Source organism: Kitasatospora sp. NPDC051984 (assembly GCF_044593455.1).
Classification (GTDB): Bacteria; Actinomycetota; Actinomycetes; order Streptomycetales; family Streptomycetaceae; genus Kitasatospora.
This window is the reverse complement of sequence record NZ_JBIUCB010000002.1, coordinates 417,193-438,084: the sequence shown is the minus strand read 5'-3', so window position 1 is coordinate 438,084 and position 20,892 is coordinate 417,193. Positions and strand designations below refer to the sequence as shown.

Genomic DNA, 20,892 nt, shown 5'->3' with positions numbered 1-20,892 from the left:
CCGGCGGCGCGGGCGAAGGCGCGGTCCAGTTGGTCGCGCAGTTCGCGGACTCCGGTGCGGTCGACGACGGCGGGCCGGCAGCCGGGCCTGATCGACCGCTACCGGTGGCTTCGTCAGCTGTGCGGCTTGTGCAGGACCAGGAGTTCGGCGGGCTGCGGCACCGGGCGGGGGACGGTTTCGGAGTCGGCCTCGGCGCGCAGGGTGTTCAGGCCTGATTCGATCTCCGCTTCGGAGAGGTACTGGAATATCGAGAGTGCGCGGTGGCTCAGCCGTTCGTAATAGGCTTTTCGACTGGTGGCGAGGTCCATTGCCCAACGGTGGGTTCCGCCGGGTCGGAGGCCCGCGGCGGTGAAATGGCCGATGGTCTCCGCCATTCCGGGCAGGCGGGATTCCTCGATTCCGTGGGCGCTCGGGAAGTACGCGGAGTGGGCCCGCCGGTATCCCCGTCCGGCGAAGAACCCGTGGATCAGGACGCGCCCGCCCGGCCGGGTGACGCGGGCGGTCTCGGCGGCGGCCCGGGCGGGGTCGGAGAAATGCTGGACGACCTGGAAGATCAGCGTCAGGTCGCAGGAGGCGTCAGGCAGTGGAATGCTCTCGGCGTTTCCTCCGCGATAGTCGACGCGGGGGTGGGAGCGGCCGGCCCGGGCGACGGTCAGCATCGGTTCGGACGGTTCGACGCCGACCACCAGGGCGTCGAACGCCTCGGCGAGCAGTGGGGTGAACCGGCCGGTTCCGCAGCCGAGGTCGAGCACCGTCCGGGGGCCGGGGTGGCCGGCGTGCCGGACGAACAGGTCGACCCACTTCCGCATGGTGTGCGGCGGCAGGTGCTGCCCGTCGTCGTAGGCGGCCGCCACGTGCTCGCTGTACTCGGCGTCGGAGAACACGGACGGCGGCCCCTCTCGGTGCGGCGCTCGGGTCGGTGTCAGGCGAAGCGGTGCGGGTCGAACTGGGCGACGGGCAGCCGGGTGGAGCCGTCGCAGGCGAAGTCGGCGGCGATCTCGCCGATCACGGTGGCGAACTTGAAGCCGTGTCCGGAGAACCCGCCCAGCAGGGTGAGGCCGGGCAGTTCGCGGCGGGGGCCGAGCAGGAAGTGATGGTCCGGGGTGAGGGAGTACATGCAGGAGGTCATCCGGACCGGGTACGGGTCCACGTCGAGCAGGGTGCCGCGGATCGCGTCCGCGAAGCGCTCGGCGTCCTGCTGGTCGGGCGGGCGGTGGCCGGCGGCGGGGTCGGTGGGCTCGTAGATGCCGGGCCAGGTGTGCAGGCCGACCTTGACGGTGGCGCCGTCGGTGGACGGGAAGCCGTAGCAGTTGTGGTCGCCGCTGGAGTCGCAGCGGACGAAGACCGGGAACCGGGCGGGGGCGAATGCCGCGGGGTCCTGGGCGCGGAACCAGCCCATCACCCTGCGTTCGACGGTGATCAGTCCCGCGGTGCTCGGCAGCAGCTGCCGCAGCCAGCCGCCCGCCGCCACCACCACGTGGCGCGCCGTCAGTTCGTGGTCGTCGAGCACCACCCGCGGGCGGCTCGGGTCGGGGACGATCTCCCGGACGGCCGTCCCGTCGAACACCTCGGCCCCGCTCGCCACGGCCGCGTCCACGGCCGCCGTGACCGCGAGTTCGGGCCGCAGCACCCCGGCTTCCTCCTCGTAGAAGCCCCGAAGATCGTCGGTGACCAGGTACTGCGGGAAGTCCCGCCGCAGGTCGTCGGCGGACAGCAGGTCGTACTTGAGATCGTGCGCCTTGGCCGAGGCCAGCGGCCCGGCGATCACCGAGGAGTCGGCCGGTCCGATCATCAGGCCGCCTGTCCGGTCGAGCAGGCTCCGGCCGGACGTCTGCTCGAGTTCCTGCCAGAGCTTCCAGGCCCGCTTCACCAGCGGGACGTACGCGGTGCCCTCGGCGTAGGCGGTGCGGATGATGCGGGACTCGCCGTGGCTGGCACCCCGGTCGTGTCCCGGCGTGAACTGCTCGATGCCGATGGCCCCGACCCCGCGCCGGGCGAGCTGCCAGAGGGCCTGGCTGCCCATCGCGCCGAGTCCGACGACGATCACGTCCGCATCCACCGAATTGGTCATATTCGACAGCTCCACACTCGTGTGTCGGAATTCTCCGAACCGGTCGGGACCGGACATTGCATGAATTTCAGGGATTTCATGAATGTCGGGTAGCGGGCCGAGCTGCTGCGGGTGGAACTCTCAGCGGGGGGATTTCCGGAGGTGCAGGGCGAATCCCTCGCTGACCACCCAGGATTCGAGAAGGCGTCTGATGTCCGAGTCGGCCAACGGTTCGCGGCTGATGATAGCCGCGCCCGCAGCGGGGTTCAAATCATGGTCGTAAGCCATCCAGACGCCGGGGATGACACTCGCGTTCGACGGGATGCGACTGAGAAACCTGTACACCAGGGTTTCGCGATGGGTTTTCCCGGAAAAGGTCATGACAATATGATCCGCTTCGTCGATCAGAGACCCGCCGCGATAGCTGAGCACCGGCGGGGTCAGTGCGAGATCGGGGCCGATCGGACTCGCCGAACTGTGCCGCTCGATCACGTGCCGGGTCCTGACGCCCGTCCGGATGACGATCGTCCCGTAGCGCAGCACCGGCTGCCCCGAGAGGTAGCTGAAATGGTAGGAATACCAATGGCCGGCCATCGGATGGGCCTGCAGCCTGCGGGCCGGGTACAGCGCGAGGTTCGCCGCGGGTACCACCAGGGCGCCGAGAACGGCTCCGACCGCCGCGGAGATCAGCCAGTTCGGTTCGGACGCCGACACGCTCAAGTACTGGAGCATTGCAGTCCCCCTGCGATCCACTCCGTCCACCGGCCCCCATGGTGCCCGGCCCGGGCCGGTTCCACCAGAGGGCCAACGAGACAGTGGGACAAGGGAGTTGGGCGACCCGAGAATGTCGACGCGCCCGGCGGCGAAGAACGCTGTGGGTGTATCCGGGAACATGCGTGCCGGCGGGTGCGTGGCGGTGTCGCCACGTACCCGCCGGTGTCGGGGCGGTGGGTGTCAGATCCGGTAGGCGGCCCAGGAGCTGGCCATGCGGGCGACCTGGCCGGGGGTGAACTGCGTCATGCAGGAGTCGTAGGTGTAGTCCATGAAGTTGTGGATCGGGTCGACGCCGGTGGCGGTGCAGGTGTCCCGGCCGGTCGGGCACTGGTAGGCGGCGCTCTTCTCAGCCGGGGTGTCGGCGACGTAGTCGCCCTGGCCGCCGCAGCCGCCCTGGAAGGTGTGGTAGAGGCCGAGCCAGTGGCCGACCTCGTGGGTGGCGGTGTCGCCCTCGTTGTAGTTGGTGGCCGAGCCGCCGGGGAACGAGGTGTCCAGGATGACCACGCCGTCGTCCTTCGGGCTGGACTTGTAGCTGCTCGGGAACGTCGCCCAGCCGAGCAGTGACTGTCCGAGGCTGGCGCTGTACAGGTTGAGGGCGCCTGCGCCGCCCTTGCGCAGCGCGTTCTTCATCGCACTCTCGGCGGTGGAGCCCGGCGCGACGCCGTTGTACCAGGTCGCGTTGTCGGTGTAGTCGGTGGAGACCAGCTGGAACTGGAACTGGCTGGGGGTGTTGCCCGCGCCCTGGCCGCTGTAGGCCGCGTTGAGGACGTCGATCTGCTTGGCGATGGTGGTGGCCGACAGCTTGCCGGTGGTCCCGGAGTGGACGACGTGCATGTACACCGGGATGGTCGTGGCCGCCGTCACGCCCGGGGCGAGCAGGGCGCCGCCCTGGCCGGAGGCGGCCAGCTCGGCGACGCGGGCGTTGAGGTCTGCCTCCATCGTCTTGACCTGCGCGTCGGTGACGGCGTTGGGGTCGTGGCCGACGGTGTTGCCGGCGGGCTTGCGGGCCGCGGCGTCGTCGTTGGTCGCCGCCCCGGCGCACTCGGTGGAGGCCGCGGCCTGTGCGGTGGTGGCCGTGGAAGGGGCGGCGAACTGAGCGAGGCCGACGCCTGCGACCAGCGCTGCGGCGCCGAGGATCCTGCCGGCGGTACGCGAGGGGACGCGAACGGAACGACGCATCTGCGCTCCTGGGGAGTTGTGGGGGACGGCGGTCGAGGGGGCCGCCGGGGGTCAAGGCTACGCAAAGGGGCATGTCCGCGTCAGGCGTGTTCCGGCCTCGAGATTCTGACGACGAATCGGACAAAGTTCGAGAGTTTGAGCGGCTCGCCCCGGTCGCACACGGGGGATTTCCCGTCGCGCGCGCGGGCATGGCGCCGACCCCCGGCTGTCCGAAAACCGGCGGTCCGCCGCCGGGTGCGCCGACCCTCACCGACGAGCCTTCGCCTCCCCGCTCGTGAGATCCGGCATGACCAGCGTGCATAGCGCCCTGGGGGCGTCAGCGGCAGAAGCAATTGGTGGTACCTATGGTGGTGCCCATGGCTCAAGTCGAACTGCGTCACCTGCGCTACCTGCTCGCCGTCGCCGAGCAGGGCAACTTCACCCGCGCCGCCGAAGAACTGCACATCTCGCAGCCCACGCTCTCCCAGCAGATCAAGCAGCTGGAGAAGACCCTCGGCGTTCAGCTGCTGGACCGCAGCGGCCGCACCGTGCGGCTCACCGACGCGGGCGCCGTCTACACCGATCGCGCCCGGCGCGCGCTGCGCGATCTGGCCGCCGCCGAACGCGCCGTCCACGACGTGCAGGACCTCAGCCGCGGCCAGCTGCGCCTCGGCGTCACGCCGACGTTCATCGCGTACCTGGTCGGCCCGCTCGCGGCCGAGCTGCACAGCCGCCATCCCGGTATCGACCTCACGCTGACCGAGGCCACCCAGGACCGCATCGAGGCGGCCCTGCTCGCCGACGACCTCGACCTCGGCATCGCCTTCGCCGGCGACCACCTCCCCGGCCTGGCCGGCACGCCGCTGTTCACCGAGACGCTCGCCCTGGTGGCCGGCACCGAACGGGCCCGCGCCATGCCCGACCCACTACCGGTCAAGGCCCTCAAGGACAAGCAACTCGCGCTGCTCACCGGCGACTTCGCCACCCGAGGGCACATCGACGAGTACTTCGCGCGCCATCGCAGCACCCCGCGCATCTCGGTCGAGGCCAACTCCATCCAGGCGCTCACCGAGATCGTTCAACGGACCGACCTGGTCACCGTCCTCCCCGACGCCCTCACCCACGACCACCCCCACCTCGCCCCCGTCCCCCTCGACCCGCCCCTGCCCACCCGCACCGTCACCCTGCTGCACCGCGAGGGCGCCTATCAGAGCGTCGCCGCCCACGCCTTCACCCGCATCACCCGCGACCTCGTCCGCAGCCGGGGGTACACGCCGCCCCGGTGAGCGAGCGGCCCGGGCGGAGGGGGAGTTGAAGAGGAGGTGCGCGAGGGGCGCAAGGTGTGGCGCCGGGGCGCGGGCCGGGCGGTCGTGCTCCTGCGGCGCGGGAGGAACGCTACGTCGACGAACCGGCCGTGCCGATAACGCACAGGACGCCACGCCAACTCCCAGGAAGGCGCACGCTCTTGGACGGCTCCTTGACGACCGCGATGGCCGATGTCGCGGTCATCCTGCTGGTCGGACTGCTCCTGTCGCCGCTGCGCACTCGGTTGCGCCAGCCGGTGGTGGTCGGTGAGATCGCGGTGGGGGTGATCCTCGGGCCGAGCGTCCTCGGGCTGTTCCCGGGCGACCTTCCGCACCTGCTGTTCCCGCCCGAGGCCCGGGTGCACCTCCTGGGGATCGCCCAACTGGGCATCGTCTTCACGCTGTTCGCCGCCGGGTGGGAGCTCGACCTGAAGCAGCTGCACGGACGGGTCCGCGTCGTGCTGGCCGTCACCGTCACCTCGGTCGCGGTCCCCCTCGCCTGCGCGGCGGTGCTGGCGGCCGCCCTCACGGTCGGCCGGCCGCACCTCGTCGGTGGGGCCGGTTCCCCGGTGCTGCTGACGGTGTTCCTGAGCATCGTGCTGTCGGCCACCGCGCTGTCGGTGATGGCGCGCATCGTGGGGGAGAACCGGCTCCAGGCCGCCCGGACCGGCGCGATGGCCGCGGCCTGCGGGGCGCTCACCGACCTCGCCGTGTGGTGCGCCGTCGCCTGCCTCGCCCCCGCGGCGCACGGCGACGGCGCGCGCCACCTCGTTCTCGCCCTCGTCGAACTCGCCTGCTACTCGGCGGGGATGGCGTTCCTGGTCCGCCCGCTGCTGCGTCGACTGCTCCGCCGCCCGGCCGGCGGTGGGCACCCGTCGCTCACCCTGCTGGCCCTCGGCAGCGGGGTCCTGCTGTCCGGCTGGACCGCCTCCTTCCTCGGCGTTCACCCGGCGGTCGGCGCGTTCGCCTTCGGGCTCGTCATGCCGCGCGACGCCGCGCAGGAGTTGCGGCAGGCCGTCGAGGCGCCACTGCGCAACGCCGGGGCGCTGCTGGTGCCGGTGTTCTTCGCGCTCACCGGCCTGTCCGTGGACCTCGGCGGACTCGGCTTCGCGGGCCTGGCGGCGGCGCTGGTGGTCCTGGCCGTCATCTGGGGCGGCAAGTTCGCCGGTGTCCGGATCGGCGCCCGGCTGGTCGGCGTGCCGCGCCGCGAGGCGATGGCCGTGGGCGTACTGCTCAACACCAAGGGCCTCGGCGAGGTCCTCATCCTGACGATCGGCCGCGACCTCGGCATCATCGGCGACCGGCTCTTCACGATCCTGCTCGTCGCCGCCGTTTCCGCGACCCTGCCCGTCAACCCGATCATCCGGCGCCTCACCCGTTCGGCCGAAGCGGCAGCCGGCACTGCCGTCCTGCCCCACCAGCAGGTCGCCGTCGGCGGTTCCGTGGGTACCGACGACGCCCACAGGGCGTGAACCGTGTCCGCCCGGGCGGTTTGCCGAAGTGGCAACACGGCTTGTTCGCCGTCAACTGTGCGCAGCACCATCGGTGTTGGTCCGTCGGGCGACGGATCCGGCGCGCAGTGGGCCGAGATCTCGGGAGGTTTCATGTCAGCAGGGACCGCAGGCGTCACCCATCGGTTGGTCTCCTCGCCCGCCGGCCGGATCCACCTGGTGGAGCAGGGCACCGGGCCGCTGGTTCTGCTGGTGCACGGGTTTCCGGAGTCCTGGTACTCCTGGCGTCACCAGTTGCCGGCGCTGGCCGCGGCCGGGTACCGGGCGGTCGCCGTCGATGTCCGTGGGTACGGGCGTTCCAGCAGGCCCGGGGAGATCGACGGGTACCGGATGCCCGACCTGGTCGAGGACAACGTCGCCGTGGTGCACGCCCTGGGTGAGGAGCGGGCGGTGGTCGTCGGCCACGACTGGGGCTCGGTCATCGCCGCGAACTCCGCTCTGGCCAGGCCGGACGTCTTCCGCGCGGTGGGACTGCTGAGCGTGCCCTACCGCCCGCGGGGCGGGCCGAGGCCGAGCGAGATCTTCGGGCGGATGGGCGGCGACGAGGAGTTCTACATCTCCTACTTCCAGGAGCCGGGCCGGGCGGAGGCCGAGATCGAACCGGACGTGCGCGGCTGGCTCGCGGGCTTCTACGCCGCGCTGTCCGCCGACACCATGCCTGCGGCCGACGCGCCCGACCCGCATTTCGTGGTCCGGGGCGGCCGGCTGCGGGACCGGTTCCCGGTCGGCCGGCGGCCTGCCTGGCTCAGCGCGGAGGACCTCGACGTGTACGCCGGAGAGTTCGAACGAACCGGTATGAGCGGCGGGTTGGCGCGCTACCGGAACATGGACCGCGACTGGGAGGACCTCGCCGCCTTCGACGGTGTCGCCATCACCCAGCCGTCGCTGTTCGCCGGCGGCGGCCTGGACGCCTCCACCACCTGGATGGCCGATGCGATCGCGGCCTACCCGGAGACCCTGCCGGGCCTGCTCTCCTGTCACGTCCTCGACGGCTGCGGGCACTGGATCCAGCAGGAACGCCCCGCCGAGGTCAACCGGCTGCTGGTCGACTGGCTGGAGTCCCTGCCCTCCTGAAGCGGTCCGCGGCGGGAGACCTGGAGCGGGGTCAGTCCTGGGCGCGGCTCAGGATCCAGACGGCATAGGCGTCGTTCGCGGGGTGCAGCTGGTAGGTGCCCGCCCGCAGGTCGACGCGCAGGCCGGCGGCCGTCAGGTCCGCCTCGAACTCGGCCGGGGTGTAGGTGCGGGCGTGCGCCGGGGCGTCCTGGAGGTGGAAGCCGACCAGGATGCGGCCGTTCTCGGCGAGGACGGCGCGCATGGCGCGCAGGGCCTCGCGTTCGGTGTCCTCGGCCAGGTAGAGCATGACGTTGCCGACGCAGACGACCAGGTCGAACGGGCCGTCGTCGGGGCGGAGGTCGAGGATGTCGCGCTCCTGGATCGGCAGCCCGGGATAGGTCTCCCGGGCCTGCCGGACCAGTGCCTCGTCGGGCTCGATCGCGACCACGTCGTGCCCGCGCCGCAGCAGGGCCGCGGTGACCCGGCCCATGCCGGCCCCGGCGTCGAGCACCCGGGCGCCGCGCGGCAGGAGCGTGTCGGCGAGTCGGGCCTCGCCGTCGATGTCCTCGCCGGTGGAGACGAGCTCGGCGAACCGCTTGCCGAAGTTTCCGCTGTTCCCCGCCTCCTGCCAGCGGGTTCGCCGCGTCGCCGTCGGTATGGGTTCGTCGTGTGCCGGGGTGGTGCTGTCCATGGTCCGCATCCTATGGCGATGACGAAGCTGCCGGTCAGGGGCAGTGAACGGCCGGCGATCGGTTCCGGGCGCCGACGGCGGTCGTCGTCAGGGCCGGCAGGCGCATCGGGGGCCTCCTCGGGTGGGCGGGATCGAGCGGGATCCCGACCGTGCAAGTGGCCGCCCTGCCGCAGCGGAGCGGCACGCGGTGGGGGAGTCGCCCGGGCGGCACCGACGCGGCCCCCCCGGGCGGCGGAACCGGAGGGGCGGCTGCGGGCCCTCGCCGATCCGGCCGCGCCGCCCGTTCCACCGCGGCGGGGCCGGTGTCGGCGGTGGGTCAGGAGGGCTGGGCGAGGGTGGCGGCTTCGGTGGCGGTGGTGATGGTGCCGAAGCGGGGGAAGGTGTGGCGGAAGGCGTGGTCGTGTTCCTCGGCGGTGAGGGCGGCCATGGCGTCCTCGACGAAGTGGACCTTGTAGCCGTGGTCGACGGCGGCGCGGGCGGTGGATTCGACACCCATGTTGGTGACCAGGCCGGCCAGGACGAGGGTGTCGATGCCGCGCTCGCGCAGGTGGGTGTCGAGTTCGCCGCTGTGGAAGGCGCCGATGGCCTGCTTGGTGAACAGCAGGTCGCCCTCGGCGAGGACGCCGTCGACCAGTTCGCTGCCCGGGGGCTGCTCGGGGATGCCCGGGCGGTGCACCTGGACCACGACGACGGGGACGCCGGCGGTGCGGTAGGCGTCGGCGAGGGTGCGCGCGGTCGCCACCACCTCGCGGCCGCTGCGCGGCTTGAACTCCAGGTCGACGATGCGGGTTTGGAGGTCGATGAGCATCAGGGCGAGGCGTCCTTGAGTAGTCACGGGGTGACTCTAGCGAGTGCCGGCGCACCCGCGTGCCGCGAGGGGTGAAGGGGGCGGGGCCGGGGTTCGGGACCGGCCCCGCCGAGAGGGTGTCAGGGGGTGGGCTCCGTTTCGACGAGGAGGGTGGCGCGGACCCCGGCGACGGCCTTCTCCAGGGATTCGGGGTCGGCGGCCTCGACCAGGACGGCGGCGGGGCGGTCGGCCGAGCAGCGGATCGGGCCGACGGTGTCACCGGGGCGGACGCCCACGTGGACGCGGGCGACGCCGGGGCGGCCGCGAACGTCGGCGGCGCCGTGGACGGCGACCACCCGGCCGGGCGTGGCGGTGGGGAACAGGCTTGCGCTGCAACGGAGTTGGCGGGCGCGTTCGACCGCCGGGGTGGGCAGGCCGAGGGCGAGCCGGACCACGGCCTCGTACAGGTCGAGGCCGTGCACCAGGCCGACGGCGTCCATGATCGAGTCGCCGGGGGTGCGGACGGCGACCTCGATGATGGCGGGGCCGTCGGCGGTGAGCCGGAATTCGAGGTGGACGATGCCGGTGCGCATGTCGAGCGCCTCGACGACCTGGCGGCCGAGCTGCTGACCGGCCGCCACGGTGGCGGGGGCGGCGGTGCCGACCCGGTGCGCCACCTCGACGAAGTACGGCGCGGGGCCGGTCTCCTTCTCGGTGACGTTGCCGAGCAGCACCTGCCCGTCCCGGACCAGGCCCTCCCAGCTGAACTCCGGTCCGGTGACGGCGGATTCGACCAGCAGCCGGCCCTCGCCGTCGCGGCGGCGCACCGCGTCCGCCCAGGCGGCGGCGTCCGGGACCAGCTCGACGCCGGAACTGCCGGACGAGGAGAGCGGTTTGACGACGACGGGCAGCCGTTCGGCGGCCCAGTCGGCGGCGGCGCCGAGCCGTTCGGTGACGGTGGAGGCGGGTTGCGGGAGCCCGGCCGCGGCGAAGACCGCCCGCTGGAGCGCCTTGTTGCGGGAGACCACCGCGGCACCCAGCGACGGCCCGGGCAGGCCGTGCCGCCCGGCGGTGAGCGCCGCGGCCAGCACCTGCGGTTCGCCGAGCGCCAGCACCCCGTCAGGGGACCAGCGGGCGGCGGCGCCGAGGGCGGCCTCGGACCACTGTTCCTCGGCCGTCCCGGCGACCGGGAAGACCTCGTCGACCAGGTCGCGCAGCAGGGCCGCCCGGCCGGGTGTCTCCACCAGGCCGACGGAGGCCCGCAGCCGCTTGGCGGCGATCAGGTAGGGCAGGCCGAGTTCACCGACCCCGACCAGCAGCAGTTTGGGCATGGTCGGTGTCCTCTCAGCGCGCGGGGGCGGGGGCGGGTTCGGCGGCGGGTTCCTCGGACTTGTTCAGGCCGAGCTCCTCGGAGAAGGAGGTCTTCCGGTAGGCCAGCCACATGAACAGGCCGGGGACGGCGGCGACCAGCGTCATGATCACCACGGTCGGGCGGTAGATGTTGCCGGCGAGGAGCGCGGCGGCGAGCGCGGCACCGGCGGGGCTGGTGCTGTTCATCAGGGTGCGCATGAAGGTCATGGTGCGGCCGCGGACCTCCGCCGGGATGCGGACCATCCGCACCACCTGCGAGGAGACCGTCATCGGCGCGGAGAGCAGGTCGGACAGGACCAGGCCGATCAGAATCACCGGCAGGTTGAGGATCAGCAGCAGGCCGAGCGAGGCGCCGGCGAAGATCTGCAGCAGGCCGATCCGGCCCATCTGCTTGTCGGAGGGCTTGAGCGCGCCGGCGATCAGCGAGCCGATCAGGCCGGCGCCGTTGGCGGCGGCGAGCAGCAGGCCGAGGGTCTCGGCGCCGCCGGGCAGCGCGTTGTGGGCGAGCCACGGGTTGGTGACGCGCAGCATGCCCATCGCGCAGTTGAACAGGGCGAAGCCGACGGTGATGCTCAGCAGCACCTTGTCCCGCTTGAGCAGGGCGAACACCGGGCCCCAGCCCCAGTTTCCGGACTTGGGCTTCTTCCCGGTGGCGGTGGGGGCGGCCGGGGCGGCGGGTTCGGGACGGGAGAGCGGGGCGCGGATCGCCCAGATGGCCAGCGCGAAGAGCAGGTAGCTGGCCGCGTCCAGGGCGAGCACCGCCTCGCCGCCGATCACCGGGATGAGCACACCGCCGAGCGCCGGACCGGCGAAGCCGGCCGCGCCGTACGCGATGGTCTCCAGCGCCGCGGCGGGCTGCAGCTGCTCCTTGGGGACCAGCTCGGGCACGATGGTGGGCACCGCGCCGAGCGGCACGATCTTCAGCAGGCCGTAGGTGCCCGCCACCGCGTACAGCTGCCACAGCGGCACGTCGCCGAAGAGCGCGATCAGCGGGACGCCGGCCACGATGACGCCGCGCAGCACCGAGTCGCCGATCAGCACGAACTTGCGGGAGAAGCGGTCGAGCAGCGGGCCGACGAAGGCGCCGCCGACGATGACCGGCATGGTGTAGCAGATGGCGAGCACGCCCAGCGCGCCCGCGCCGGCCTTGGAGATGGCCAGCCAGGACAGTGCCGTCCAGGTGGCGCCGTCGCCGAGCAGGTTGAGCACGGAGGCCGACCACAGCAGCCGGTAGTCCCGCAGGCGCAGGACGGACAGGTAGGACTTCATCGGGGATCTCTCATCTCAAAGGGGTGAGGCGGTGGGGCCGGTGCGGCGGGGTGCCGCACCGGCCCGGGGTGCGGGGTGATCAGCCGGTGGGCGCGGCCTGCTGCCAGGCCTCGCGGACGATCCGGGCCGCGTCGGCGGCCCTGGTGCGGATGAAGTAGTGGCCGCCGGCGTCGAGTTCGCACAGCCGCAGGTCGGGGGCGACGAGCTTCCAGTCCTGGTGGAGCTGCGGGTACTCGACGGTGGTCCGGTCGTCCTGGGCGACCACGAAGGTCATCGGCGCGCGCAGCGGGGTGCCGGTCTGCTCGCGCAGCGAGAGCAGGTAGCGGTGGCTGGATTCGACGTCGTGCCGGAACAGGGTGGCGATGGTGCGGGCGCGGTCCATGGCCAGGCCGTCGTCGATGCCGTAGCCGGTGCGCTCGATCAGCCAGTCGACGATGTCCTGGTCGGACATGCCGTGCAGGATGCCGATCGCCTCGTGGATGTCGTCGACGGGGTTGAACAGCTTGGCGCCGATGACCAGGTGGCGCAGGTCGGCCTCGCGGCGCTCCAGCTCCCGGGCGGTCTCGACGGCGACCGAGGCGCCGCCGCAGTGGCCCCACAGCAGGACCGGGCCGTCGATGTGCCGGGTGATCTCCTCGGCGACCAGGCGGCCGGTGGCGGCGGCGTCCAGGCACGGTTCGTCGGAGCGGTGCAGGTCGTGGCCGGGCAGTTCGACGGCGTACACCGCGATCCGGTCGTCGAGGGCGGCGAGTTCGCGGGCCAGCGGGACGAAGTTGGCCGCGTTGCCGGCGGCGTACGGGAAGCAGATCAGCGTCGCGTCGGGGGTGCCGTCGGGCACCGTGAGCGGCTGGAGGTGGCCGGGCTGCTCGTCGTTCTGTTCGGCGGAGCGTTCGGCGGCGGCGGCCAGGTCGCCGAGGACGGGGTAGCGCATCACGTCGACCAGCGAGACGGTGCCGTCGAGCAGCATGCCGACCCGCAGCGCGGCCAGTGAGTTGCCGCCGAGTTCGAAGAAGTCGTCCCCGGCGCCGATCCGCGAGGCGGGCACGCCCAGCACCTGCGACCAGGCCTCGGCGATCCGGCGCCGCACGGCGGACGGGCCGCCGGTGGTGGGTGCGGCCACCGCTGCGGGGGCCTCGAACTCCGCGTCCGGGGGCAGGAGTTCGCGGTCCTCGGGGGCGAGGGCCAGCTCCGGGGTGACGGACGGGCCGTCGGGGTCGGCGGTCATCAGGTCGAGGACGGTGAGGTAGTAGCCGCCCATCCGGTCGATCTGCTCGCTGTTCAGCACGTCGGCGTGGTGGTGCAGGCTGAGCCGCACGTTGTCCTCGAAGAAGTGCCGGGAGAACTCGGCCCGCAGCACGAACTCGGTCTCCGCCTGCACCTGCACGTCCAGCAGCGCGAACTCGGGGAGCTTCTTCAGCTCCTTCAGCAGGTAGAAGTGGGTGAAGTTGAAGACCGTCTCGAACAGCGGCCGGTGGGCGCCGGCGTCCTGCTTCATCCGCGCCATCGGGTAGCGGCGGTGCGGCAGCAGGTCGATTTCGGCCCGGTAGACCGAGCGGATCAGCTCGGCCCAGCTGCCGCCGGACAACTCGACACGGAACGGCACGGTGTTGAGGAACATGCCGATCGAGCGGTCGGCGCCCTCCAACTCCGGTCGCCCGCTGTGCTCGTAGCCGGTGAGCACGTCGGTGCGGCCGGCCAGCAGGCCGAGCACCCGCAGGTGGGCGGCGAGCAGCACGTTCTTCACGGGGACGCCGAGCTGGTCGGCGAGGCGGACGATCCGGGCCGACAGTTCGGCCGGGATCGGCACCGGGCAGATGCCGACCGCGAACTCCTCGCTGTCCGGCACGGCCGGGCGCGGCACCGCGGTGCTCTCCGCGCCGTCCAGCATGCCCGCCCAGAACTCCCGCGCGGCCGGGGAGTTCAGTGCGCGAAGCTCCAGGCCGACGTGGTTGCGCAGGTGGTCGCCGGGCGCCTCGGGCATCGGGCGGCCGTCGCGCAGCCGGTAGTAGATGTCGAACAGCCGGGTGTGGACGAGATTGATGCTCCAGCCGTCCAGCGCCGAGTTGTGCAGGCTGATGTTGTACCGGTACAGGTCGTCGCGCAGCACCTGGACGTGCAGGCTGATCAGGCCCGGCTCCTCCCAGCGGAAGCGCCGGCCGCGCTCCTCCTTCACCCACTGCTCGTACCAGAACTGCTGGGCGTCGGGGGTGCGTCCGCGCAGGTCGGTGATGGTCAGCGGCAGCGGCACCTCGGAGCGGACGATCTGCAGCGACTCGGAGAAGCCGGTCAGGTGGAAGGTGGTGCGCAGGATCGGCGCCTGCTCGACCAGGATCCGCACCGCCTCGGCGAACAGCCCGGCGTCGAACGGGCTGGTGATCAGGTAGCTGATGATGTCGTGGTACTGCGCGGTGCCGCGGGTGATCTCGCTCTGGAAGATCAGGCCGGCCTGAAGCATCGACATCGGGTAGGCGTCCTGGGCGTCGGCGGGCAGCAGCGCCCGGTCGGCCTCGGAGATCAGCGAGAGGGGCGCGAACTCCTGGCTCTCGCCGGTGCGTTCGGCGCCCTCCCGGTCGAGCAGGGCGGCCAGTTCGGCGACGGTCGGGTGCTGGAAGAACTCCTGGAAGGTGAACTCCAGCCCGTGCCGGCGGCTGCGGGCCAGCACGCTGACGAAGTGGATCGAGTTGCCGCCGAGCGCGAAGAACGAGTCGTGCACGCCGACCCGCTCCAGGCCCAGCACCTCGCCCCAGATCCCGGCCAGCCGCTGCTCGGTGGCGCTGCCCGGCGCGGTGTACTCCGGCCCGGTGAAGGTGTCCGCGGGCAGCGGCAGGGCGCGCCGGTCGAGCTTGCCGTTCGGGGTGACGGGCAGCGCGTCCAGGCGCACCACGCGGGCCGGGACGAGGTGTTCGGGCAGCGCGGCCCGCAGGTGCTCCTTCAGTTCGCGCTCGTCGGGGCCGCCGGCCGGGGCGACCGCGTAGCCGTGCAGCTGGAGCTGCCCGTCCGCGCCGCGGTGCGGGACCACCACGGCCTCGGTGACGGCGGGGTGGCGGCGCAGCTGCTCCTCGATCTCGCCGGGCTCGATCCGGAAGCCGCGGATCTTGACCTGGTTGTCGATCCGGCCCAGGTACTCGACGGTGCCGTCGGGCAGCCAGCGGGCCAGGTCGCCGGTGCGGTAGACCCGCTCCTCGCCGTCGAAGGGCCGCTCGACGAACTTCTCCGCCGTCAGCTCCGGCCGGTGCAGGTAGCCGCGGGCCAGGCCGGTGCCGGCGAGGCACAGCTCGCCGGGCAGGCCGATCGGCTGCGGGCGCAGCTTGTGGTCGACGACGTGCAGGCGGGTGTTGTCGATCGGCGCGCCGATCGGGACGCGGTGGGGACGGCCGTGCACCTCGTGGTGGGTGACGTCGACGGTGGCCTCGGTCGGCCCGTACAGGTTGATCAGCCGGCTGCCGGGCAGCACCTCGGCGAACCGGGCGGCCAGGTGCGGCGGGAGCGCCTCGCCGCTGGCGAAGGCCTGCCGCAGGGTGGCGAGGGCGCCGGTCGCGCCGGTGCCGTGCGCGTAGTCGAGGAAGACCGCGAGCATCGACGGCACGAAGTGCAGGGTGCTGACCCGGTGCCGTTCGACGGTGCGGATGATCGTCTCCGGGTCCTTCTCGCCGCCGGGGGCGAGCAGGCAGACGGCGGCGCCCCGCTGGCCCCACCAGAACAGCTCCCACACCGAGACGTCGAAGGAGATCGAGGTCTTCTGCAGCACCACGTCGCCGGGGGCGATCGGGTAGGCGCGCTGCATCCAGCCGATCCGGTTGACGGCCGAGCGGTGTTCGACGGCGACGCCCTTGGGGTTGCCGGTGGAGCCGGAGGTGTAGATCACGTAGGCGAGGTCGCGGGCGGTGCCGAAGCTCTCCAGGTCGCCGTCGGCGTCCGCGTACGAGGCGGGGTCGTCGAGGTCGACGATCGCGGTGCCGTCGGGCAGCAGGCCCAGGTGCGCGGTGCGGGCGAGGACGAGGGCGGCGCCGCTGTCGCGCAGCAGGTAGTGGACCCGCTCGGCCGGGTAGGACGGGTCGACCGGCAGGTAGGCGCCGCCCGCCTTGAGCACGGCGTACACGGCGGTGAGCATCTCCACCGAGCGTTCGGCGACCACCGGGACGACGGTGTCCGGGCCGACGCCCCGCGCGACCAGGGTGCGGGCCAGCCGGTTGGCGCGGGCGTTGAACTCGGCGTAGCTGACGCTCTCGCCGTCCAGCACGACGGCCGGCGCGTCCGGGGTGGCCCGGACCTGACGCTCGAACAGCTCGTGCAGGCGCGGCCCGTCCTCGAACGGCGCGTCGGTGGCGTTGGCCTCGGCGAGCCGGGCGGCGTCCCGACCGGTGAAGAGCGACAGGTCACCGAGCGGGGTCTCCGGCGCGGCGGCCCAGCGCTCCAGCAGCAGCGCCAGGTGGGCGCCGAGCCGCCGCGCGGTGCCGGCCTCGTAGCGGCGGCCGTCGCAGTCCACGGTCAGGTGCAGGCCGTCGTCCTCGCGGCGGGCGTCGAAGCGGACGCCGGCGGCCGGGGCCGCGGCGTGCAGGCCCGCCAGCCGGACCACCACGTCGAACAGCGGGTTGTCGCCGGCCGGGGCGGTCAGCCCGGCCTCCGCGGCGAGCACGTCGAGCGGGTAGTCGCGGTGCTCCAGGGCGCCGAGCACGGCCTCCCGGGTGCGGGACAGCGCGGTGCGCAGGTCGGTGTCCGCGTCCAGCGCGAGGTCCAGCGGCAGGGCGTCGCCGAGCGGCTCGTGGTCGGCCGCCGGGTACGGCTGGGCCAGCGTCAGCTCCTCGCCGGCGCCGTAGCGGTGCAGCAGGGCGGCGACGCCGGCGGTCAGCAGGGTGTGCAGCGCGTCCGGGCTGCCTTTGGTCAACCGGTCGAGCACGGTGGCGAGTTCGGCGCCGAGCGCGGTGTCGGCGGTGACCCGCGGCGCGTCGTCCGGCATGCCGTGGTGCAGGTCGGCGGGGAAGGCGGAGCGGTACCGGCCGGGCCGGATCAGGCCCTTCCAGTAGGCGGTCGCCAGCGGGCGCTGCGCCGCGATGATCTTGCGTTGTCCGAAGGTCTCGTGCTGGGCCATGGTCTTCTCCTCTGGGTGTGGAGCGGGGCCGCCCGGGGCGCGGTTCACAGGTCGAACTCGATGGCGACGGCCGCCGGGGCGACGGTCGGTGCGGCGGGGCGGATCAGCCGGCCGACGGGCGCGTGCGGGTCGGCCAGCGCGCCGTCGACGATGTCGAGCAGCAGGCGGACGAAGGCCTCGGCGGTGGCGCGGTCGAACAGGTCGGTGCTGTACGCCCACACCGCCTCGACGGACTCGCCGGCCTCGTGGAACTGGAGGTTCAGGTCGAACATGGTGTGGGCGGTGTCGGTGTCGGCGAACCGCGGCCGCGCGCCGAGGAAGTCGCCCGGTCCGACCCCGCCGCCCTGGAAGGCGAGCATCGCGTCGAACAGCGGGTTGCGGCTGTAGTCCCGCTCCCCGGCGACCAGTTCGACCAGGGTGTCGAACGGCTGGTCCTGGTGGGCGAAGGCCTGCACCGCCTGGTCGGCGACCGCCCGCAGGTGGTCGGCGAACGGGGTGCCGGGCTCGAATCGGCTGCGCAGGCAGACCGTGCCGGCGAACATGCCGGGCAGCCGCTCGGTGCCCGGCACCGTCCGCCCTGCGGTGGGGACGCCCGCGGTGACGTCGTGGCTGCCGGTCACCGCGGACAGGAACAGCGCGTGCGCGGCGGCCAGGAAACCGAACACGGTCACCCGGTGGCGGGACGCCAACTCCCGTATCGCAGCCGTGCGTTCGGGCCCGAGGTCGAAGGCGGTCCGGTCGCCCGCGGTGCCCCGGGTGGCGGGCCTCGGCCGGTCCACCGGCAGGTCGGCGGCGGGCTGCGGCTCGGCGAACAGCTCCAGCCAGTACGGCCGGTGCTCGCGTTCGGCCAGCGCCTCGCCGTGCTGCCGCCACCAGTGCGCGTAGTCGCGGTACTGGTGCTTGGGCTCGGGCAGCGGCACGCCCCGGTACAGGTCGGCCAGTTCGGCCAGCAGCACCGCCACCGAGGTGCCGTCCGCGACGATGTGGTGGACGTCCAGCAGCAGCCGGTCGTGGTCGCCGCGCGGGAAGAACGCGGCGCGCAGCAGCGGCGGTTCGGCCAGGTCGAAGGGCCGCAGCAGCTCGCGCACCGTCCGCTCCTCGCGCTCCAGTGCGAACGGCACCTCGGACAGCACCCGCTGCCGGGGCTCGTCGCCGTCGTGCACGAAGGCGGTGCGCAGCACCTCGTGACGCGCGATCAGCTGCCGCAGCGCCGCCTCCAGCGCGTCCGCCCCGACCTGCCCGGCGGGCAGGTCGACCACCAGCGGGACGTGGTACTGGGTGGTCGACGGGTCCTTCAACTGCTCGACGTAGAGCCTTTTCTGCTGCGGGGTGACCGGGTGGTCGGGCAGCTCGGGCGCGGTCGGCAGCTCCCGGACGCCCGCGTCGGCGGGCCAGTCGGCGGCCTCGGCGAACGCCGCGCGCAGCAGCTCGGCGACCTCGCGCACCGTCGGGTGGGTGAGGATCAGCGCGCCCGAGAAGTCGACGGCGTACTCCCGCTGGACGTCCCCCGCGAGCATCGCGGCGGTCAGCGAACTCGCGCCCAGGTCGAAGAAGTCGTCGTCCAGGCCGACGAGTTCACGGCCGAGCACCTGCTGCCAGCGCTCGCACAGGAAGCGCTCCAGCTCGTCGCGCGGGGCGGCGTAGCCGGCATCGGGTGCGGCGGTCTCCGGTAGTGGCAGCGCCGCCCGGTCGACCTTGCCGTTGCGGGTGAGCGGCAGCGCGTCCAGCCGGACGATCCGGGCCGGCACCAGGTGCTCGGGCAGCCGGGCCGCCAGGGCGGTGCGCAGGGCGGCCGGGTCGGCGGCGGCGTCGGCCGCGACGTACCCGCACAGGTACTTCTCGCCGGTCTCCGGGTACTGCCGGGCCACCACCACGGCCTCGCGTACGCCTGGCTCCCGCATCAACTGCTCGGCGACCTCGGCGGGTTCGACGCGGAAGCCGCGGATCTTGACCTGGTGGTCCACCCGGCCGAGGAACTCCAGCGCGCCGTCGGGCAGCAGCCGCACCCGGTCGCCGGTGCGGTACAGCCGCCCGCCGCCGCCGAAGGTGTCGGGGACGAAGGCCCGCTCGTCCAGGTCGGGCCGGCCGAGGTAGCCCGCGGTCAGGCCGTCGCCGCCCACCAGCAGCTCGCCGGGGACGCCCACGGCCTGCAGTCCGCCGTCCGGATCGACCACGTACGCCGTGGAGTTGGCGATCGGCCGGCCGATCGGGATGCGCTCGCCGAGCGGGCGGGTGACCGGGTGGGTGGTGGAGAAGGTGGTGTTCTCGGTCGGCCCGTAGCCGTTGGTGACCTTCAGGCCCGGGCAGGCGGTGAGCAGCTTGTCGATGTGCGGGACGGACAGCGCGTCGCCGCCGACCAGAAGTTCGCGCAGGCCGGTCAGCAGGGCCGGCTCCTGGTCGACCAGTTGGTTGAAGAGGGCGGCGGTCAGCCACATGGTGGTGATGCCGCGTTCGCGCACCGCCCGGCCGAGCGCCCGGGCGTCCAGGATCACGGAGTCGTCGACCAGGTGCAGGGTGCCGCCGTTCAGCAGCGGCCCCCAGATCTCCAGCGTGGCGGCGTCGAAGACCGGCGCGCCGGTCTGCAACACCCGGGTGTCCGGGCCCAGTTCGGCGAAGTCGCTGCCCCGTACCAGGCGCACCACGCTGCGGTGGTTGATCGGCACGCCCTTGGGCCGGCCGGTGGTGCCGGAGGTGTACATCACGTACGCCGTCGCTTCGGCGGCCGCCGGACTGTCCGGGCCGGTCGGGTCGCCGTCGGCGGTGTCCCAGGACAGGAGCGGCAGCGGGGCCGGGAGGCCCGGGTCGGAGGTGAGCATCAGCACCGCGCCGCTGTCGGCCACCGTGTACGCGACCCGCTCCTCGGGGTGGCCCGGGTCGACCGGCACGTACGCCGCGCCTGCCCGCAGCACCGCCACGGTGGCGACCACCATCGCGGCGGTGCGCTCGGCGCGCAGCGCGACCCGGCTGCCGGGGACTACCCCGGCGGCGCGCAGCCGCCCGGCCAACCGGGCGGAGCGGCGGTCGAGTTCGGCGTAGCTCAGGGACTCGCCGTCCGGGCCGACCAGTGCGGTGCGCTCGGGGTGGGCGGCGGCCTGCTCGGCGAACAGCGCGGGCAGCGAGGCGTCGCGCGGGTAGTCCACGGCGGTGGCGTTGACCTCGTGCAGCACGAAGTCGCGCTCCTGCGCGCCGATGATGCCGGTGTCGGCGACGCGCTGCTCGGGCCGCTCGGCGAGGGCGTCGAGCACCAGGGCGAGGTGCCGGGGCAGCGCCTCGGCGAGGGCCGGGTCGACGGCGTCGGCGTGCACCCGGACGTCGAGCCGCAGTTCGGCGCCGTCCTCGGTGGCGCACACGGCGAGGTCGAACGGCACCGGGTGCGCGGCGAGCGCCTGCGGGGTGTCGGCGAGCAGCACGCTCTGCGGGCCGGTGCCGCCGTCGGCGGTGCGCAGCGCCTCGGCGGCGTGGGCGGTGAACTCGGCGAGGGTGGCGGCCGGATCGATGCCCACCTCGACGGCGGGCAGCGGCCGGCCGGCCGCGTCCAGGCGGCCGAGCGGGAGCAGGTCGGCGCCGGTGTACTTGCGCAGTACCAGTAACAGGGCGGCCAGCGGGTCGCCGCCGGTGCGGGGCAGGCGGACGGTGGTGTGCCGCAGGTCGCAGCGGCCGGTGCAGGGCCGGGCGCCGGGCAGGTCGAGCGGCCGCTCGGGACGCTCGGGAGGCCCGGAGTGGGGTGGGTCGGCGGGTGCGCCGAGGGGATGGCGGTCCACGGACGTGCGCTCCTTCGATGGTGGGACGGACACGGTTGGGCCGGGTCTGGTGCTCGGGGACGCGCGGCGGTGAG

The 20,892-nt window shown here is 73.2% G+C and carries 13 protein-coding genes; 3 read left to right on the top strand and 10 right to left on the bottom strand.

Annotated elements, in window-relative coordinates; all coding sequences use genetic code 11:
- Window positions 1-113: 113 nt before the first annotated feature.
- From ACIHEI_RS05870 to ACIHEI_RS05855, 4 genes are all read right to left on the bottom strand, one after another.
- Window positions 114-884 (bottom strand): class I SAM-dependent methyltransferase, encoded by a 771-nt coding sequence (locus ACIHEI_RS05870; RefSeq protein ID WP_392950200.1) that lies wholly within the window; start codon window positions 882-884, stop codon window positions 114-116.
- Window positions 885-922: 38 nt separating this feature from the next.
- Entirely contained in the window at window positions 923-2,071 is a 1,149-nt protein-coding gene (gene solA, locus ACIHEI_RS05865) for an N-methyl-L-tryptophan oxidase (RefSeq protein WP_387636399.1), read from the bottom strand.
- Window positions 2,072-2,191: 120 nt separating this feature from the next.
- A complete protein-coding gene (locus tag ACIHEI_RS05860) occupies window positions 2,192-2,782 on the bottom strand; it encodes a hypothetical protein (protein ID WP_387636396.1) in 591 nt (196 codons plus the stop codon).
- Window positions 2,783-3,004: 222 nt separating this feature from the next.
- The gene (locus ACIHEI_RS05855; protein ID WP_396605762.1) at window positions 3,005-4,003 is read right to left on the bottom strand and encodes a zinc metalloprotease; all 999 of its coding nucleotides are present in this window, start codon (window positions 4,001-4,003) and stop codon (window positions 3,005-3,007) included.
- 356 nt (window positions 4,004-4,359) lie between these two features.
- Between ACIHEI_RS05855 and cynR the strand changes: the two genes are divergently transcribed.
- The 3 genes from cynR to ACIHEI_RS05840 all read left to right on the top strand — a co-directional run bounded on the left by cynR (window position 4,360) and on the right by ACIHEI_RS05840 (window position 7,871).
- Window positions 4,360-5,268, top strand: coding sequence for a transcriptional regulator CynR (cynR, locus tag ACIHEI_RS05850; RefSeq protein WP_396605761.1), 909 nt, complete (start codon window positions 4,360-4,362; stop codon window positions 5,266-5,268).
- A gap of 191 nt (window positions 5,269-5,459) precedes the next feature.
- Window positions 5,460-6,758 carry a cation:proton antiporter gene (locus tag ACIHEI_RS05845; protein ID WP_396605760.1) on the top strand — a complete coding sequence of 433 codons (1,299 nt, stop codon included), beginning with the start codon at window positions 5,460-5,462 and terminating at the stop codon, window positions 6,756-6,758.
- A 132-nt stretch (window positions 6,759-6,890) separates the two neighbouring features.
- Window positions 6,891-7,871 (top strand): alpha/beta fold hydrolase, encoded by a 981-nt coding sequence (locus tag ACIHEI_RS05840; protein WP_387636386.1) that lies wholly within the window; start codon window positions 6,891-6,893, stop codon window positions 7,869-7,871.
- A gap of 31 nt (window positions 7,872-7,902) precedes the next feature.
- Here the strand turns inward: ACIHEI_RS05840 and ACIHEI_RS05835 are convergent, their stop codons facing one another.
- The 6 genes from ACIHEI_RS05835 to ACIHEI_RS05810 form a co-directional block, all read right to left on the bottom strand.
- Window positions 7,903-8,541: a class I SAM-dependent methyltransferase gene (locus tag ACIHEI_RS05835; protein WP_396605759.1), complete on the bottom strand. Its 639-nt coding sequence runs from the start codon at window positions 8,539-8,541 to the stop codon at window positions 7,903-7,905.
- 316 nt (window positions 8,542-8,857) lie between these two features.
- The gene (locus ACIHEI_RS05830) at window positions 8,858-9,376 is read right to left on the bottom strand and encodes an isochorismatase family cysteine hydrolase (RefSeq protein ID WP_387636380.1); all 519 of its coding nucleotides are present in this window, start codon (window positions 9,374-9,376) and stop codon (window positions 8,858-8,860) included.
- A 92-nt stretch (window positions 9,377-9,468) separates the two neighbouring features.
- Complete coding sequence (locus ACIHEI_RS05825) at window positions 9,469-10,659, bottom strand: ATP-grasp domain-containing protein (RefSeq protein WP_396605758.1); 1,191 nt, start codon at window positions 10,657-10,659, stop codon at window positions 9,469-9,471.
- A 13-nt stretch (window positions 10,660-10,672) separates the two neighbouring features.
- Window positions 10,673-11,968 carry an MFS transporter gene (locus tag ACIHEI_RS05820; protein WP_387858856.1) on the bottom strand — a complete coding sequence of 432 codons (1,296 nt, stop codon included), beginning with the start codon at window positions 11,966-11,968 and terminating at the stop codon, window positions 10,673-10,675.
- Window positions 11,969-12,047: 79 nt separating this feature from the next.
- Complete coding sequence (locus ACIHEI_RS05815; RefSeq protein WP_396605757.1) at window positions 12,048-17,057, bottom strand: amino acid adenylation domain-containing protein; 5,010 nt, start codon at window positions 17,055-17,057, stop codon at window positions 12,048-12,050.
- Window positions 17,058-17,101: 44 nt separating this feature from the next.
- Window positions 17,102-20,818, bottom strand: coding sequence for an amino acid adenylation domain-containing protein (locus tag ACIHEI_RS05810; RefSeq protein ID WP_396605756.1), 3,717 nt, complete (start codon window positions 20,816-20,818; stop codon window positions 17,102-17,104).
- Window positions 20,819-20,892: the final 74 nt, after the last annotated feature.

Excerpts from the sequence above, each read along its gene's own strand:
- cynR (WP_396605761.1), top strand. The coding sequence starts at position 4,360 with ATGGCTCAAGTCGAACTGCGTCACCTGCGCTACCTGCTCGCCGTCGCC.
- ACIHEI_RS05815 (WP_396605757.1), bottom strand. The coding sequence starts at position 17,057 with ATGGCCCAGCACGAGACCTTCGGACAACGCAAGATCATCGCGGCGCAG.
- ACIHEI_RS05860 (WP_387636396.1), bottom strand. The coding sequence starts at position 2,782 with ATGCTCCAGTACTTGAGCGTGTCGGCGTCCGAACCGAACTGGCTGATC.
- solA (WP_387636399.1), bottom strand. The coding sequence starts at position 2,071 with ATGACCAATTCGGTGGATGCGGACGTGATCGTCGTCGGACTCGGCGCG.
- ACIHEI_RS05820 (WP_387858856.1), bottom strand. The coding sequence starts at position 11,968 with ATGAAGTCCTACCTGTCCGTCCTGCGCCTGCGGGACTACCGGCTGCTG.
- ACIHEI_RS05825 (WP_396605758.1), bottom strand. The coding sequence starts at position 10,659 with ATGCCCAAACTGCTGCTGGTCGGGGTCGGTGAACTCGGCCTGCCCTAC.
- ACIHEI_RS05835 (WP_396605759.1), bottom strand. The coding sequence starts at position 8,541 with ATGGACAGCACCACCCCGGCACACGACGAACCCATACCGACGGCGACG.
- ACIHEI_RS05840 (WP_387636386.1), top strand. The coding sequence starts at position 6,891 with ATGTCAGCAGGGACCGCAGGCGTCACCCATCGGTTGGTCTCCTCGCCC.
- ACIHEI_RS05855 (WP_396605762.1), bottom strand. The coding sequence starts at position 4,003 with ATGCGTCGTTCCGTTCGCGTCCCCTCGCGTACCGCCGGCAGGATCCTC.